This is a genomic window from Cohnella lupini (assembly GCF_003386205.1).
In the GTDB taxonomy this organism is placed as follows: domain Bacteria; phylum Bacillota; class Bacilli; order Paenibacillales; family Paenibacillaceae; genus Cohnella; species Cohnella lupini.
The window spans coordinates 1-16742 of sequence record NZ_QRDY01000013.1; the positions used below are offsets into that span (position 1 = coordinate 1).

At 49.3% G+C, this 16742-nt stretch carries 11 protein-coding genes, 1 tRNA gene and 1 pseudogene; 1 reads left to right on the top strand and 12 read right to left on the bottom strand.

Translation table 11 applies throughout. From position 1 onward, the window contains the following. Positions 1-190 precede the first annotated feature (190 nt). From DFP95_RS19400 to nrdR, 7 genes and pseudogenes are all read right to left on the bottom strand, one after another. On the bottom strand, positions 191-4552 hold the full coding sequence (locus tag DFP95_RS19400; protein ID WP_245987741.1) for an S-layer homology domain-containing protein: 4362 nt from the start codon (positions 4550-4552) through the stop codon (positions 191-193). A gap of 651 nt (positions 4553-5203) precedes the next feature. After that, a pseudogene (locus DFP95_RS29840) lies at positions 5204-5695 on the bottom strand (lamin tail domain-containing protein); the annotation flags it as partial. Between the two features lie 83 nt (positions 5696-5778). Further along, entirely contained in the window at positions 5779-6009 is a 231-nt protein-coding gene (locus tag DFP95_RS28985) for a hypothetical protein (RefSeq protein WP_181907523.1), read from the bottom strand. A 279-nt stretch (positions 6010-6288) separates the two neighbouring features. Next, a complete protein-coding gene (locus DFP95_RS19405; RefSeq protein ID WP_245987743.1) occupies positions 6289-7446 on the bottom strand; it encodes a HupE/UreJ family protein in 1158 nt (385 codons plus the stop codon). Positions 7447-7526: 80 nt separating this feature from the next. Then, the gene (locus tag DFP95_RS19410; RefSeq protein ID WP_115994352.1) at positions 7527-8702 is read right to left on the bottom strand and encodes a WG repeat-containing protein; all 1176 of its coding nucleotides are present in this window, start codon (positions 8700-8702) and stop codon (positions 7527-7529) included. A 727-nt stretch (positions 8703-9429) separates the two neighbouring features. After that, positions 9430-9505 (bottom strand) — tRNA-Ala (locus DFP95_RS19415). A 322-nt stretch (positions 9506-9827) separates the two neighbouring features. Then, entirely contained in the window at positions 9828-10289 is a 462-nt protein-coding gene (nrdR, locus tag DFP95_RS19420; RefSeq protein WP_115994353.1) for a transcriptional regulator NrdR, read from the bottom strand. A gap of 112 nt (positions 10290-10401) precedes the next feature. Between nrdR and DFP95_RS19425 the strand changes: the two genes are divergently transcribed. Continuing rightward, positions 10402-10620: an alpha/beta-type small acid-soluble spore protein gene (locus DFP95_RS19425; RefSeq protein WP_115994354.1), complete on the top strand. Its 219-nt coding sequence runs from the start codon at positions 10402-10404 to the stop codon at positions 10618-10620. Between the two features lie 111 nt (positions 10621-10731). Here DFP95_RS19425 and DFP95_RS19430 read toward each other — a convergent pair whose 3' ends face one another. The 5 genes from DFP95_RS19430 to polA form a co-directional block, all read right to left on the bottom strand. Further along, positions 10732-11301: a lytic transglycosylase domain-containing protein gene (locus DFP95_RS19430; RefSeq protein ID WP_115994355.1), complete on the bottom strand. Its 570-nt coding sequence runs from the start codon at positions 11299-11301 to the stop codon at positions 10732-10734. After that, positions 11298-11894, bottom strand: coding sequence for a dephospho-CoA kinase (coaE, locus tag DFP95_RS19435; RefSeq protein ID WP_115994356.1), 597 nt, complete (start codon positions 11892-11894; stop codon positions 11298-11300). Before coaE ends, DFP95_RS19430 begins: the two co-directional genes overlap by 4 nt. 300 nt (positions 11895-12194) lie before the next feature. After that, positions 12195-12893 (bottom strand): sporulation membrane protein YtaF, encoded by a 699-nt coding sequence (ytaF, locus tag DFP95_RS19440; RefSeq protein ID WP_425453305.1) that lies wholly within the window; start codon positions 12891-12893, stop codon positions 12195-12197. A gap of 121 nt (positions 12894-13014) precedes the next feature. Continuing rightward, positions 13015-13929: a DNA-formamidopyrimidine glycosylase gene (gene mutM, locus DFP95_RS19445; RefSeq protein ID WP_115994357.1), complete on the bottom strand. Its 915-nt coding sequence runs from the start codon at positions 13927-13929 to the stop codon at positions 13015-13017. A gap of 25 nt (positions 13930-13954) precedes the next feature. Beyond that, positions 13955-16615, bottom strand: a complete 2661-nt coding sequence (gene polA / locus DFP95_RS19450; RefSeq protein WP_115994444.1) for a DNA polymerase I — start codon at positions 16613-16615, stop codon at positions 13955-13957. Positions 16616-16742: the final 127 nt, after the last annotated feature.

Below are 16742 nucleotides of genomic sequence, written 5' to 3' on the forward strand. Positions count from 1 at the left end.
AGACGACTTATATCCCAATTTTAGGGAGTAGAAGTCGTCTTTTTCTTCGCTCATCTTAAGGCTTAAATTAAAACAGTTAGTTCTTCAGTGGCCTCAAAAAATCGTGGCCTATTCTCAATGTTAATTTGCGTACAATGATCGGAATCACATACGTTAAACCTGCTTTACAATTGTATAATTCTTAAGTTTCTTATTTCCCCAACAAACTGTACAGCACTTGAGCCATTTCCGCCCTGCTGGTCGAACTGGCCGGAGTGAGCTTTCCGTTGCTGCCGCCGATAATTCCGGTTTTGACCAGCAACGTCATGGCATCCTTCGCCCATGCGTTTACCTGTCCAGCGTCGGTAAAGTCGGAGATCGTCTTGCCGGAATCACTCTGCGGGAGCTGACCGATAGTCTTCAGCGCGTTGTATAGCAGGGTGAACAACTCTTGACGGGTGATCTCCTTGCCAGGTGCATACAAATCGTTGCCTACCCCAGTGGTTATGCCGAGGCGTTTTGCCGCCGCCAGGTATCCAGTGTAATAGGTATTGCCCGCGTCTGCAAAGTTAACTGTTGGGCTTGTATCCGGGGCTATACCGTAGGCTTTCATCAACAGAACGATGAATTCGCCGCGTGTAAGCTTGGCTGCCGGGCTGAAAATGCCGTTGTCGGTACCATCTGTTATTCCTCTTGCTGCGATGAAGCCTACGGCTTTGCTGAACCATGCACTCGCCGCCACGTCGTTGAAGCTCACCTTATTATAAGCTACTGCATAATGGCTGAAATGGATGGTTTCAAACGTGACATTGCCGGCAGCAAGATCATAATGCCCGTTAGGAACGCTGACAACATTGCCGCTGCCGTCGATGTACCACACGACGATACTCTCCGGATTAACAAGTTCCGCCTCTGTCGGGGTATACGGTATGGTGACCGTCACTGGTGCGTTAGAGTTGCTCCAGTTAGTCTGTTTGCCGTCTATAGTTAGCGTGAGCTCTACCATCGGCCTGTCACCTATAGCTGCTTTGACATCCCCCGGCAAACCGGATTTATCTGCCTGGCCGATAGAGATTTCGGCCTTGCTTCCGCTTATTCCTGAAACGCCTAACAGCATATTCGAAGGAACGGTCACGCTGCCTTTATCGGTATTGAAAGCCAGGGTGCCCTGTCCCTCAGGCTTTGACAGACTTGGAACAGCAATACCCAAGATATAAGTATCGACATCAGGAACTGACGGAACAGTGATAACGGTGGTTTTCCCAGCAGACATAAGGCTGTTGTCTGCTCCGATGTCCACGGTCGCGCTTTTGCTATTCTTGTTCACTGTCAGCGGCAACGTGATTTCCGAACCGTTGCCTACATTGACCTTCACGACGTTGGTCGGCGTTGTGCTGCCACCCATTCCGCCACCAGTATTGCCTGTACCCGTGTTCGGGATATTCACGATTTCAGAGCGGTCTCTGACTCTGATTCTCGGGTGCATATCCGAATCGTTGGAAACCTCGCCGATAGAAGCCAAACCGGCTACGGAAACAATGGCTCCGTCCGTAACGAACGGTAGCGCCGTTCCCTTCGTAATGTATCCGTTAATGACTACGATTGCCGGGGCGGACCCATCATTAATCGTAAATTGGTTAATCGTTCCGTCAGGGTCTTTGAAAACATTCGACACGGTGCCCTGCGTTTTCACCAATAGCCCGGTATTCGCGGATGACATTGAAGCAGCTGTCGTAAGAGTAGTCGGCGCGAGTTTTTGGATACTTGGATCCAAAACCGTCATTTTGCTGACCGTCAACTCGACTTCGCCTTGATAATGCGTGATCGTACCTTCAAACCTTGCTTTTTGTCCTTCCTGGATGCCCGAGGCAACCGGGAATAGATTGATACCGCCCGTCGCGTCCTGCGCATAAATAGCGTCGAAGAACCCTTTGTTTGTATCCGGGTTGGTGCTTTGAGTATTTACTTCGCTCGTCGATGTTCCTTCAATGATCACATCAGTACCATCCGGCAATTTCTTGGCATCGGCAATACTTGTAATCGTTACAGGATTGACGACTTTATAAAGATTATCCATTAAATTGTAGTTGGCATAAGGCAATGTCCCCGCATTGTCTTGAGTCACTTGTATTTCGAAGTTACTCATGAACGATCCGCCGGCCACGACGACAAGAGACGTTTTACCGTTCGAATGCGTGACCGTTTCGGAAGCCGCCAGTAGTTTTTCTTCCGGGTTGGTATCAACCTTGCTATTCGGGTTGACATATTTCGGGATGTAAAGCTGTGAACTGCTGACTCCCTTATCCGTTTTATACGATCCAACGGTGACGAAAGGAAAAGTCGGCTTGGTCGTTCCATATCCAAAGTTGTCATTGTCGTTTTCGGACGAATACGTGGTTGGGAAGCCAAAGACAAGCGGGCTGACCGTTGCCGGCAGCGTTGAGGTTCTCTCTCCGGTCGTCGGGTCTACGGCGTAAATGGTCGAGCCGGAGTATTGGCTGTAGGTCTGTCCGTCAACGACGCCTTGCAGCAACGGATTCGCCATATTGAACTCTGTCGGATACAGTCTGTAGGCTTGTCCTCCGTTTTTATCATCGTCCATCACCTCGTCGTCGCCTTCGCGCAGCGTGGAACCGATGGCTGCCAGGACGTCGTTCTGCAGCTCGGCCATATGCTTCTTCGGCGAAGCCGGATCCGCGTTGTTGGATTCCCCGTAGTCCGCGACAACTCCGAAGACGAGCGTATTCCCGTTTTCCGAGAATGCTTGCAACGCCGCGACTTCCGCCGCCGTGTAGTTGGCCGGAGTCGGCCATGCGCTAACGTTTTTTCTTGACGGAGCGTTCAAAATGATCATTTTGTATTTCGGATTGCTAGTAGCGGCGAGTAATTCCGCCGACGTATTCAACTGTACGACTCTCACGCTGTTTTGCCCCGCGAGAGTCATCATATTGGCCATCGAATTCGGATAGCTTCCTCCGCTGACATACTCGTTGCCGTGCGAGGCGTCAAGCCCGACATACAATACGGAATCGATACCTACAACCTTCATCGTGCTGGTCGTCGTATAAGTTTTATCTTCGCCGTTAACCGTCATTACGGCGCTGATCGTTACTATTTTGGTTCCGGGAGTCGTCGGCGTATAGCTGAATTCATGCTTAGCGACACCGGAGGACGCGATGCTCGTGCCGGGATTAAACGTTTGGTTGGCCCCGGAATCTCCGTCTACGGTATAAGAGATAGACTTAAGCGTGACGGGCGTGCTTTCATTATTGAAGAAATTCGTTGTTAATTTCAACGCCTCTGTTGTAACGGGCATGACAGCGCTGTTGCTTACCGAGTTAATTCCGACCTTCGGAGCTGAACCGAGCCAGATCGGCGCGGTGACGGCTACAAAGCCCTGATTGTCCGTGATGATTGCAAAGTAATAACCGGCGGAAGGCGCCGTCATCGAGTAGGTGTATTCGACATTGCTGGTTCCGACAGGGTAAGTCTTCTTATCTACGATTTTCCCGCCGGTGGTTATCAGTTGGACAGATGCAATATTACTGGTCGTCTTGCCAGGGTTTTTATTGGTCGCCGTTACCGTAATGTTTGCAGTCGCGGGGGGAGCATTCAAAATAGCGCCCATGCTGTACGTATCCGTCCCGTCGGTCAGGTGATAGGTGACATCCAAATCCCTGTTCTCCGTCTCCCATACCGAACGGTCGTGCAACGCCGTATAAATTCCGCTCAACGTAAAATCGTTCGTGTAAACGACCGTCGCGGCGGTATTCGATGTTCCCCAACCTTTTTTATGATTATCGCCGTTATTTGTCGGGGCTACGTGCCAGCCTTTATCTAAAGCCAAAATAAATTGGTCGACGGACCGAAAGTATCCGCCGGAGCCGATGGCGCCTTCGCCGTTGCCTGCTTCAACAAGCGTAACTTTGTCGTCAATCGCATTGTCATGATATCCGAAATCCGCAAAGTTGCCGAATGTAGCTCCGGGATGATTCAACTGCGAAAGGGAACCCGGCGTATTCTCAAGCATTTGATAATAGGTTTGTAGGCCGGCATCATTTGTTTTGCTATTTAACGCCGTGTTGTTGCGGCTGACGAAACCTGTCGTGTTATACGTATTCATGTGTCCGGGGCCGCCGGACCATGTCATCTCGTAACCGTAGTCGGTTATGTATGCATCGGTGGCTGCGTCCGTCGCCGCCTTTTTACCGGCAAGCCAAGGACCGTTGGTTTTGTTGTAATTATTTATATTTTTATCCGTGGTGACGTCGTACTTTGCTGAATCGTAAGAGTTTGAGTGGTCGGTTACGATAAAGAAATCAAACTTGCCCTGTTCTCTTGCATAAGCGTACGCCTCTGCTAAAGTTCCTTGACCGTCCGAGTTCGTCGTATGCGCGTGAAGCGATCCGTAATAGTTCTTTTCCCCGCCGGCTGGGTTCTTGGTAGTATACGTGAAGGTTGAAGGATCACTATCCAAATAATTTTGAAGCGTAGCCTTTGCAACTATTCTTACCGGTAAATCAGCGGCATTCAATTGGAAAGGAGCCGTATAGGTTTGATTGGCTGTCCCCACCAGAGTACCGTCTGTGGAAGATAAGGAATTTTTATATACAGAATAAGTTACCGTTGAACCCGTCGTAGCTGATGATAATGCGATAGGTGTTTCGGCATTAATTGCAGAACTCCCTGGGCTTGCGGATACGTTAGCGACCTGGCTTTGTGTATAGGTAAAAGTTTGAGGCGCCGTTGTATAGGTGCCGTCTGACGCTGTCGCGACGATGGTCGCCGTTCCGCTAGGGAAATCGTTAATGGTAACGTCAATTGACGGTGCAGAAACTGATGAATAAACTGAGCTTGTCACGGAGCCGCCATTTAAGCTATATGATATAGTCGCACCTACTGTTTCAGATGCAAGCGTCACCTTGGAATTAAGCGGCACTGCTGTTCCGGTAGGTACACTAGTGTTAATGAACTGAACCGGGGGCGTTGGCGCTCCAATAGCCGGTTCTTCAGCCGTAGCTGAATTGCGAATAGATCCATACTGGGCAGTAATAACAACAAAATCATTCGCATTATCGTTAGTATCACTTCCATTACCATTGCCTGTTTCAGTTACTGGACTATTTCCATTGTTGTTTTTACGAACAATAGCTGTGGTCGCGGAAGGTGCGGGAGCAAACGAAGAACCCTCATAAGCAACGGCAGTTGTTCCAAATCCAACATAATCGACGATCTTTGTATTCGAGTCGAGACTTGTTTTAGAAGTGTTGGCAATCGGCGTTGCGTCGTTTACCAAGAAAACTTTTCCTGCAGCTGCACCCATAGCTAGTGAAGGAGCTACTATATCCGGTGTTACAGTAAAAGAAGATGATATCGTTCCTGCACCTAGCAAAAAGTATTTATGCGCCCCAATTTTCTTCCCTGTTAAGGCAAGCATTGTAGTTGCAGCGGCAGTCGAACCGGCCGACCCATATTGAATAGACCAATTGGACATATCTACTTCACTATCTGTAGGGTTATATAATTCGATATAGTCATTGCTTACAGGCGCTCCACTATTTCCACCTGCGCCATAAATAGCGCTGATTACTACGTGACTTGCCGGTGCAGCATTTACTTTTGACATCCAACTATTTGGCAAGATCATCGTTACTATCATAATTGCAACCATCATAAGGCTAAACCATTTTTTATTCTTGCTAACGAATCTTAACATTTGGTGTGCCTCCGTATATTATAGTAATTTCTAATTTTTTATTAATAAATGGTAAATTCTAATCAGCCCAACTTTTCCTGTAGTTACCAGAGTGTTATTTTAAATAATTGCAATGTTGAATTGGTTGTATCCGGTGCTTTCTTGTAATAACCGCTTGTTGCTGCAACGGTTCCTGCCGCAGCAGTTACTTCTCCGGTACTTCCATAGCTCCAGGATGCAATATCCGTTTTCCCCGCAATACTTTGCGGAGGATTTTCACTAGAATTGCTGCCGTTAAATGCCGCGGATACTGTTGTTGTCGGTAGTATTGGCAATATACTGCTCACTACTAATAAACAAGACAGTCCTATACTTAACAGTGTTTTTTCAAGTTTTCATGTCCTCACTCCTCGTATAATCTATTTATTGCAAAATCTTCGCTTGAAATGAACGTATCTGAAGACCCAGCATGTTGGCGAAATGACCTCCTCTTTGTCTAGCTGCCTCCCCGACTGTTTCATTCGTGCTAATATTTTCACAAACGTGAAGTACGGATAAAGCATCTATACCAATATAGATTTCGTTCAACCTATATATTGGAGCTGTCGTAAAATCTAAACGTAGAAAAATACCCGTTCGACAAGCCACAGTCCGCCTAGCATCAGGGCCACGGCGGAGCAGGCAATAACCACGCGTCTCGAGTGCTTCCAGCGATAAAGAAGAGCTAACACGGGTAACAACAGGGCAACGATGATCACCTGAACGGTTTCAATGCCGACATTAAAACTGATCAGATCCACCGCCAATTCGCTCTTCGGAATGTTCATTCCCGCCAAGACTTCCGCAAAACCCATCCCATGGATCAACCCGAAGAAGAAGGTCAATACCCACCGGTAGCTGACTTTCTTGCGAATCAAATTGTCCAAAGCGACGTAACAAATGCTCAGCGCAATGGCCGGCTCCACAAAACGGGAGGAGATATGGATCACACCCGTGACTGTTAAGGCCAAGGTAATACTATGGGCAATCGTGAACGCTGTGATCGTCCCCGCATACTGCTTGAAGGTTTGCCTTGCGATGAGCAGGGAGAATAAGAACAAAAGGTGGTCGTATCCCGATAAAATATGATTCATCCCCAACACGAAAAAAGACAGCCAACCGTCCGTCGAGCTTGTTGTAGCTGCCTCCTCGGGCTGTTGCTGTTGTTGCTCAGGCAACGCATCGCCCGGCTGCAATCCGGCGAAGTCATTTTCCGTCATTTGCAGCTCCCAGGTCCGGTTGTTGCCCGCGATTGCCGCCGTGCTTCTCTGTGATCCGGAATAAATCGTCATCAGATTTACGTAATTGGTCGCTTTGTCATTCAAATACATTTGATCGGTCAGAAGGATCGACTGGGATGCCGCTACCGCCGGGAATGAGGCCTTCAGAATCGCCCTTTTGCCGTGCATACTGAGACTCTCATTTGGGGGCCACGCCGTGCTTTCTCCGTTCATTTTCAAAACAAGGTTGCTCTGCAGAATCGCCAGCAGCTTCTGCTCCACTGCAGCGAATTCCTCTGAATCGAGCGTTCCGTCATCATTAATATCGCCCCCCACAAGCTCTATGACCGATAAGTCATCGAGTGTATAGGTAAGCTCCGTCTTGGTTTTATAAAATTCCAATGTCGAATAGATCGCGCTGTAGGCATGAGCATCCGCTCGGTGTTGAAATGACAGCAGAATTAACAGCATCATGAAAATCGAAAAAAAGAAACGCCATCGAAAACCCGCCATAATTCCCATCCTTTTCTGTTTCTGTTTCTGCTTCTAGTTCTGCAGAAATAAATTTTCTATGAGAATTTTTTAATGTCCAGTTATTTACGAAGGTCCCAGATATATTTTCCGGTTCTATCGATATATCCGATCCTTCCATCGGACAAGCTTACTTTTGCAATTCCATCTCTAAATTCTCCGGCCATATTGTGTATTAAATAATTGTCCTCATCTTTCGCAACAACCGGAGCAATACTGAGTTTCCCTTCCGTATTCATATACCCGCCTGCCCCATCAGCAATTGGAACTAAGCCTTCTGAAATCAGCGTCTCCTCATAGCCGTCATCCAAAGTAGGGCCAATTTTATAGGCGCCGGATTCATCTATGTAACCGATCGAATATTCGTTGATGCTTTCGCCTGTCGCTACCTTTGCAAGCCCTTCTGAAAAACGATAGGCCCTCGTATATTTAGGTTCTATCTTCATATTGCCTTTTGTATCGATATATCCGTATGCAACCGTGGACCGCTCCTTATCCTGCACGGCTACGGCTGCTAATCCTTCCGAGAAGCTACTGCCGGAAATATATGGACTAGCGTCAATCTGCACTTTTCCTGTTTTGTCGATATACTGGTAGTGCTTGTCATTCTTTACTAAAGCTAAGCCATCCGAAAAGCTACTAGCTTCATAATATTGATATGGAATAATCATTTTTCCAAACCGATCCATATACCCATACATTTCGGATTTATCATCTTGTACTAAGATCAGTCCTTCACTTTGCGTCTGCAAACCCGTTCCATTGAACAGCATAGAAACGATCTGCTTCTCGGAAGGTAACGTGTATAAAATCTTGCCCTTTCTATCCAAGATGAAATAGGTAAGATCATACGTCATCTCATCTACTTGAATCGCTCCGGATACACCTTCGTTATACTTGGTTATATATGAATAATCCGGACTGACGACCATTTTCCCGGTACGATCGATAGCACCGTACCTTACACTGGCTGCGCTCTCCCTATCATTGCCTCCATCCGAGCTATCCATCATTTCAACTATGGCAACACCATCATGAAATTCATCTGCCCAAGCGTAGGACGGGTCAATGACGACCTTCCCCGTTTTATCGATATAGCCCCATTCCCCATCTACTTCGACCGGATATAATAGGGTTTCGGCGTTGTTATTCTTATTTGTAGTCGTTAGAAAGCCTACAATTATCGCTGCCGCAATAAATAAAATGATATATAGTGCCCAAAACTTATACTTTTTCATTCACTCAGGTATCCTCTCTTCATGTGAACGCACCTTGGATTGATTCATTATCAAATGAAAATAATGGCTCATTTAATTATTTTACAAGTTAATAGTTAAATGCCTTACAATGCTAGGTAAACTATATGTGAAATTGTACATATCGTACGCAAATTGACTCGACCACATTCTAAACGTATAACGTACGCAGACGATGAGCTTGCACCCTTGGATTTCCGCCATACGAAAAACGAAAAACCACGCCGGATTGGCGTGGTTGGCATGTATCGTATCGTAGAGTACTTCCAGTGTAAGTTACATCTCTGCCAGCAGCGTTGACCTGGCAGATTGCTCGCCTTGTCTCTGAGAAGTACTTTTGTCGATACGCTTTTACGCACAGATTTCGCCACACGTAAGTACCCTAGCTACGCGGGGGCTTGGCCCCTCCCGCGACCAGACTTTCACCGACTAGAAGATGCGTCCTTCTGGGCACGCCAAAAATAAAAAAAAACCTCCAAGCGGAGGGTATTCTTGATAAGTTATGGTGGACACTAGCGGGATATTGAAATTCTGATTAAACTTGCTACCGAAGAAATTTCGACGATGACGATCTTAGCGGTGAATTTCAATGCCGTACTCCTCCGCTTCGCTTCGTCCGTGCGGAACGCCCCAGTTTGGTTCGATCTCCGTAAAGGTCCCCAATAAATTAAAAAACGCAGTCCAGTTGGACTGCGTACATATTATTTATTGGTGGACCCTAGCGGGATCGAACCGCTGACCTCTTCGCTGCCAGCGAAGCGCTCTCCCAGCTGAGCTAAGGGCCCGTGATTTGGCGACAAAAATGAGTTTATCACAGGTGGCAAAGGGATGTCAACGGGTTATGGCAAGTTTTTATTCTGCCGAACCCCTCTAATGAATAAGGTTACGGGATCATCTTATTTCCCATTATAATTGCATGTCCATCGCTTTAACGTTGCCCCATCACCTTATTAACTTACTCGAAGTGGTTTTTGGCCGACATTCCAATGAATAGCGCTATCGCATCACCTTATTCACGTCCACTAACCGCGTAAACGCCAAATAACGATCACGCATCACCTTATCGCGAAAAACGACCTACAATCTCCGTTCGTAGACCACTCCCGGTTATATCCCGTGCTTGCTCATCAAAGTATTCAGTTCTTTGAGGAACATATTGATGTCCTTGAACTGGCGATATACCGAAGCGAAGCGAACATAAGCGACTTCGTCTACCGAATAGATGTGTTCCATCAATAATTCGCCGATGATCCGGCTCTCGACTTCCGCATGCGCGGTATTGCGAATTTCCCTCTCGACGTCCGAGACGATGACTTCAAGCTGCCCGACGGATACGGGGCGCTTCTCGCACGCTCTCAGCAATCCTCTCAACACCTTGTCCCGACTGAACTCCTCGCGGCTTCCATCCTTTTTGACGACGATTAACGGCGTTTCCTCGACCGTCTCGAACGTGGTAAACCGACGGCTACACTTCTCGCACTCTCTGCGGCGGCGGATCGATTTATTGTCGTTGGCAGGCCGAGAATCCAATACTTTAGTTCCGCTATAGTCGCAATATGGGCACTTCATGGCGTCGATTTCGCTCCCTTGTCCAATTTATTTCGATTTCCAGACCTTCCCTTACATGAACAGAAAAATAAAGCACATAATACAGTTACCAACCGCAAGGAGGTGAACATACATGGCACAAAGCAACAGCGGCAGCAGCAATACATTGCTCGTTCCCCAAGCAACTGCGGGATTGAATCAACTGAAGTACGAAGTAGCACAAGAGCTTGGTATCGCCATTCCACAAGATGGATACCAAGGCAACATGACTACTAAAGACAACGGTTCTATCGGTGGATACATCACTCGCCACCTGGTACAAATCGCCGAGCAACAACTTGCCGGCAAATAATGAATAACTACTGAAGGCACTTAATACCGAGGAAGCTTTGAAGCGAGTTATAGGCTTCAGGGCTTCCTCTTCCCCGTTCAGCCGATTCTTTGCCTGCGATTCAACTTAATATTACAACGTTTCGTATATTTTCTGATACTTCTTATAATAATACATCACACGTTGCACGTAATGTCTAGTCTCTCCGTAAGGAATATCCCGAATCGTCGATTCTTCGCCATCCCAGACCCCTGTATCCAACCACTGCCGTACTTTTCCCGGTCCCGCGTTGTATGCCGCCAAGGATAAGATTAAATTTCCATCGAACTGCCGGTTAAGCTCTTTCACGTACCAAGACCCGAGCGTGATTCCCGCATAGGCTTCGTTCCCCGCTTTTTTAACCGACAAACTCCCGAACTCGTCCTGCTTCAGAATCCATGAAGCCGTTTCCGGCATAATCTGCATGATTCCAACGGCACCTTTAGGCGATACCGCATTCAGCTTGTAATTCGATTCCACTCGGATAATCGCCGCTATCAGCAAAGGATCCAATTGATACTCGGTAGCGCTTTGCTTGATTTCATCCGTGAACGAGATCGGATATATCCATCGTCCGAGCCAATCCGATTGCACGAATAAAGCCCCCAGAATGATAAGAACGATGGGAAGGATCACTCTTTTTCGTTTTAACCGTTTTCTCATCCCAACCCCTTTTCCCGCCAGAAGCGTTCGATCTGTTCTTCCGTCCGCGCAAGGCTACCGCCGTTGTCGATAAGAATATCGGCCTTCCGTTTCTTATCTTCGATGTCCATCTGGGCTTCAAGCCGCTTCAGCGCTTCCGGTGCGGTCATCTTGTCCCGTTCAATCAAACGATTCAGTTGTTCCTCGCGAGAAACGTATACGACCATGATTCGTTGAAAATAAGACTCCAGCCCCGACTCGAAGAGAAGAGGAACGTCCACGACGACGAGCCGATCCGGAGAGTTCTTCTCATGATAAGCCATTCTTTCCTTCATAACCGCGCGGATGGCCGGATGAAGGATCGCTTCCAATGCTTTGCGTTCGGCCGGATCCGCGAACACGAGCGAGCCCAGCTTCTTACGATCGAGCCTTCCGTCCTCTTGGATGACGGCTTGTCCGAAGCGTTCGGAGACCGCAACTAAAGAAGGTTGCCCGGGTTCGACGATTTCCCGGGCAATTCCGTCCAGATCGATCAATATCGCGCCGCGTTCCGTGAGCAGCTTGGCGACCGTGCTTTTGCCTGTGGCGATGCCACCCGTTAAACCGATGTTCATTATTACCTCTTCCTTAACATTAAAAGTTCAATATTCCGTCCGGCTGAATTCAAGATTCGATGCCGAATCCGCTTCCCGCTTCTGCTTCGTGATCAAAAGTCGACTTTTGAACTACCTCATCAAAATCAAGTTCAAAAGTCGGCTTTTCAGCACCGAGAAGGTTGGATGAAGCTAGGGACAGAGGAGCGGAGCGTAGGCAAAACCTACGTGGGCACCGGAAGGCCCGGCTGAATTCAAGATTCGACGTCGAATCCGCTTCCCGCTTCTGCTTCGTGATCAAAAGTCGACTTTTGATCTACCTTACAGGAACAGCTTGAATATTCCCATTGCTATGAGTATGATCCCCGGCAGCATGGATAGCTGCCTAACCCATCGCCAGCCCGATGCCCAGAAGCCGACCCTCGTGCCTGACCAGAGAAACAGTCCGCTAGCCGCTGCAATGAGAACAGCAGTGAGCAATGGCGGGAAACCGACCAAAGCGGCTCCGATGCCCGCGCCGAACGCGTCCAAAGACAATGCCGTCCCTAGAAGAAACGCTTCTCCCGGGCTGATCGATCCCGAACGGTCCATATCGGCCGCCGAAGGGGTGCGAAGAATTTGAATAATAAAGCCGAACACCTTGAGTTCCATCTTAAGGACAGGCGCGTCGAGGAACGCTTGCCCGTTCCCTTCTAGTGTCCCGCTTCCGTCTTCGTTTACTCGCCGCCCGGCCTCGGCTTCCCGTTCCCCGCTTCTAACGAATTGAAGAAGAGCCATCAAGCCGATTCCGATAAGAATAATTGCCCCTACCGTGGACGCGCCGCGAGGCGACATCCAATTCGTCAAGGTAACGCCGACCATCATCGATAACAGGATAATGAGTCCCGAACAAGCCGAAATAATGAGAATCGAGGATACCGGAATTTTTATTTTCCTGACTCCGTAAGTAATGCCGACTCCAAACCCATCGAGGCTAACGGCGAAAGACAACAAAACGAGCGATGCGACAGGTGCCATCATAGCGTATTTCCCCCTGCATGGATGCTTACCCGATTTTCCGTTGCCGGACGTCGGGTTCTGTTCATCCTATGCAGTTAAGGCTTTGAATGCCCCGTTCAGCCGAACTTTTATACGCGAATGCCTAGTCGGACGATCCGTCCAACCTTCTTTTGACGGCATTGCGGTTTTGCTTGACGGTCGTTGAACCTTGAGCGGATCGCCGGCTTCGAGGCAACCTCTGGCATTTGGGACAAATGTGGGTACCCCGTCCTCCGACAACCGATTTCTCGATTAGTGTCGCGCAATTAAGGCACGGTTCTCCCGTTCTTCCGTAAGCCTTCAAGCTATGCTGGAACAATCCCATCTCGCCTTGCCCGTTCACGTAGGATTTGATGGAGGAGCCTCCGGCTTCCACAGCAGCCGACAACGTCTCTACGATCGCGGAATGAAGAAGCTCCTGCTCCTTCGGCTTCAGCTCGTTGGCCGGCGTCTCCGGGTGAATGCCCGCGGTATGCAAAGCTTCGTCCACGTAGATGTTGCCCAATCCGACGATCACTTCCTGATTGAGCAACAAGGGCTTGATCTTCGTCGGCCGTTTGCCGAGCGCACGCCGGAAAGTTTCCAACGTGAACCCCTCTTCCAAAGGCTCCAACCCCAGTTTATTCAGGGGAGGGGCTTGTAATTCTTCTCCGGGGAAAAACAAATGCATCGTCCCGAATTGACGCACATCCTTATACCGCAATTCCGTTCCATCCGTAAAATGAAAGATGACGTGAGTGTGAATCTCGGTCGGATCGTCCTCGTTATATAAGCCGTAACGTCCCTCCATCCTTAGATGGGAAACCAGCACTAATTCGTCCAATACTAATCTTAGAAATTTGCCGCGCCGTTCAACGGATCTGAAAGTTCTGCCTTCCAGCATGGCTGCGAACAAAGGCGGATCATCCGGCTTCTGCAGGATTCGCGGCAAATTGACCGATACGCGGCTTATCGTCTTGCCCGTTATCAGTTGATTCAAGGTCCGGCGGACCGTTTCCACTTCCGGTAATTCCGGCATGCCGATCCTCCTTTCTCATGATGCCTTACTTCGCCTCGTACCAGTTGTTCCCGTCGCTAACCTCGGCCAGCAACGGCACGTCTAGCTTCAGTGCGTTGCTCATGACTTCCGGGACGAGTTTCCTCATCAGTTCCAATTCCTCTTCCGGCACTTCGAATACGAGCTCATCGTGTACTTGAAGCAGCATTCTGCTCCGCAGACCGCGTTCGAGAAGCGCTTCGTTCATCCGCATCATCGCAAGCTTGATAATGTCCGCGGCAGTCCCTTGTATCGGCGTATTCATGGCCGTCCGTTCCGCGAACGAGCGCAGATTGAAGTTGGAGTGGCGGATTTCCGGCAGGTAGCGGCGACGTTCCAGCAACGTGGTCACGTAACCGTCCCTTTTCGCTTGCTCTACGATAGTGTCCATATAGCGACGAACGCCGGGGAACGCTTGAAAATATTGCTCAATGAACGCGGTAGCCTGATCCCGAGAGATATCCAAGTTCTGCGATAAACCGTAGCTGCTGATGCCGTAGACGATTCCGAAGTTGACCGCCTTCGCTTGACGGCGCATATTGCCGTCCACTTGATCGGCTTGCACGCCGAATACGTCCATCGCCGTTTTCGTATGAATGTCCATATCGTTAAGGAACGCTTCCTTAAGCCCTTCGTCGCCGGAAATATGAGCTAGCACGCGCAATTCGATCTGGGAATAATCGGCAGCGAGAATCGTCCAGCCCGGCTCCGAAGGCACGAAAGCTTTGCGGATTTGACGGCCCTCTTCCATACGGATAGGGATATTCTGAAGGTTCGGAAATTGGCTCGACAACCTGCCTGTTGCCGCGATCGTCTGGCGATAGAACGTATGGATTTTGCCGGAATCGGACCGTATTTCCTTAAGCAAGCCTTCGATATAGGTCGATTGCAGCTTCGTAAGCTGGCGATAATGCAAGATTAATCGGACGATCTCGTGATGAGGCTCCAGTCTTTCCAGCACTTCCGCGTCGGTCGAATATCCGGTCTTCGTTTTTTTGTACACGGGAAGTCCAAGTCGATCGAACAGCACTTCGCCTAATTGCTTGGGCGAACCGATATTGAATTCAAACCCCGCGGACTCGTAGATGCCTTTCGTAATCTCCTCGATGCGACGCTGGAATTCCGTCCCGAGATCCTTCAAAGCATCCCCGTTTACCGCGATCCCTTGCTTTTCCATGCCTGCGAGAACGCTCGACAGCGGCTGTTCCAGCTCATAGTAGAGCCGATTCATCCCGAGCTGCTCGACTTGTTCGGCAAGAAGCGGCTTCATCCTGCGAACGGCGTCCGCTTTCGCCGCGAGATGCTTGGCCAATTGTTCGCCCTCGGGAACGAGATATTTCGCCCCTTTGCCGTATACGGCTTCATCCGGGAGTATCGACGATAGCTTGTACCGCTGAAGCAATCCGTTAAGCGACGGGTCCGCTTCCGTAGGATCTAGCAAATACGCGGCTAATTGCACGTCGAAAGCTTGACCTTTCAAGTTGATGCCGGAGCGCGCAAGCACGAGCTCTACGCGATGCAGATCGTAGCTCACCTTCGGCTTATCCCCGTTTTCCAACCATTCGCGAAGCACGGAGGCTTCGGGCGACGACAATAGCTTATACTCAACGACATGGCACTTGTCGCCGGATACGACGGCAATGCCTATTCCTTGCGCTTGATGCGGATTGTCTCCGTACGATTCGACCAATACCGCCTCCGCTTCGGCAAGCACTTCGTTCAGTCCCGCCCATCCCGACGTTTCGACTCTGACGACCTCGTATCGGGTGGCAGATTCCGCGCTTTCCGCCTTCGTCGCTTCGTCGGCAGCCCCCAAATTCAAGCGTTCCGCGAGAGTCTTGAACTCTAGCTTCCGCATAGCGACTCCGAGAGCGGCGGAATCGTACCCCTTCCATACGACGTCCTCTAGGGAATAATCGAGCGGCACTTCGCGGAAGATTGTCGCGAGCTTCTTGCTCATTCTGGCATCGTCCATATGGGACTCAATATTTTCGCGTAGCTTGCCTTTGATCTCTTCGATTTTCTCCAGTACGTTCTCTACCGTTCCGAATTCCTGCAACAGCTTTAACGCAGTCTTCTCGCCGACTCCCGGAACGCCGGGAATATTATCGCTCGCATCTCCCATAAGACCTTTCAAATCTATGATCTGAGCGGGAGTGATGCCATACTTCTCGCCTATGGCTTCGGGCGTATAGCGCTCGACCTCGCTTACCCCTTTGCGGGTAATTAGAACGCTTACGCGATCGGTCGCCAACTGCAGCATATCTTTGTCTCCGGAAACGACGATCGCTGACTTCCCTTGCTCTTCCGCAAGCTTCGCCATCGTTCCGATAATATCGTCCGCTTCGTAACCCGGTAATTCGAATTGCGGAATCGAAAATGCCTTGAGCAGTTCCTTCAGCAGCGGAAATTGTTCCGACAGCTCGGGAGGCGTTTTCTGGCGTCCGCCTTTGTATTCGGCATATCCTTCATGGCGGAAGGTCATTTTGCCTGCATCGAAAGCGACGAGTATATGGGTGGGCTTCTCTTCCTCCAGCACCCTTAGCAGCATCGTCGTAAAACCAAGCACGGCATTCGTATGCAAGCCGCTGCTGCTCGTCAAAGGCGGTATCGCGTAAAATGCCCGAAAAATAATGCTATTGCCGTCGATTAAGACCAACTTGTCCATTTGATTGCTCATCGCCCGCGTCCACCTCGTCGCTTCATCGTCTTACCCTGATTTCTTCTTCTCCCAATCATAACATAGAGGCGTCATCGCCGCACCCCGTGCAAGCGCTCGCATGATACCGACGGAT

Bases quoted from the DNA above. Each gene is read 5' to 3' on its own strand.
- DFP95_RS19405 (WP_245987743.1), bottom strand. From the start codon at position 7,446: ATGGCGGGTTTTCGATGGCGTTTCTTTTTTTCGATTTTCATGATGCTG.
- DFP95_RS19410 (WP_115994352.1), bottom strand. From the start codon at position 8,702: ATGAAAAAGTATAAGTTTTGGGCACTATATATCATTTTATTTATTGCG.
- nrdR (WP_115994353.1), bottom strand. From the start codon at position 10,289: ATGAAGTGCCCATATTGCGACTATAGCGGAACTAAAGTATTGGATTCT.
- DFP95_RS19425 (WP_115994354.1), top strand. From the start codon at position 10,402: ATGGCACAAAGCAACAGCGGCAGCAGCAATACATTGCTCGTTCCCCAA.
- DFP95_RS19430 (WP_115994355.1), bottom strand. From the start codon at position 11,301: ATGAGAAAACGGTTAAAACGAAAAAGAGTGATCCTTCCCATCGTTCTT.
- coaE (WP_115994356.1), bottom strand. From the start codon at position 11,894: ATGAACATCGGTTTAACGGGTGGCATCGCCACAGGCAAAAGCACGGTC.
- ytaF (WP_425453305.1), bottom strand. From the start codon at position 12,893: ATGATGGCACCTGTCGCATCGCTCGTTTTGTTGTCTTTCGCCGTTAGC.
- mutM (WP_115994357.1), bottom strand. From the start codon at position 13,929: ATGCCGGAATTACCGGAAGTGGAAACGGTCCGCCGGACCTTGAATCAA.
- polA (WP_115994444.1), bottom strand. From the start codon at position 16,615: ATGGACAAGTTGGTCTTAATCGACGGCAATAGCATTATTTTTCGGGCA.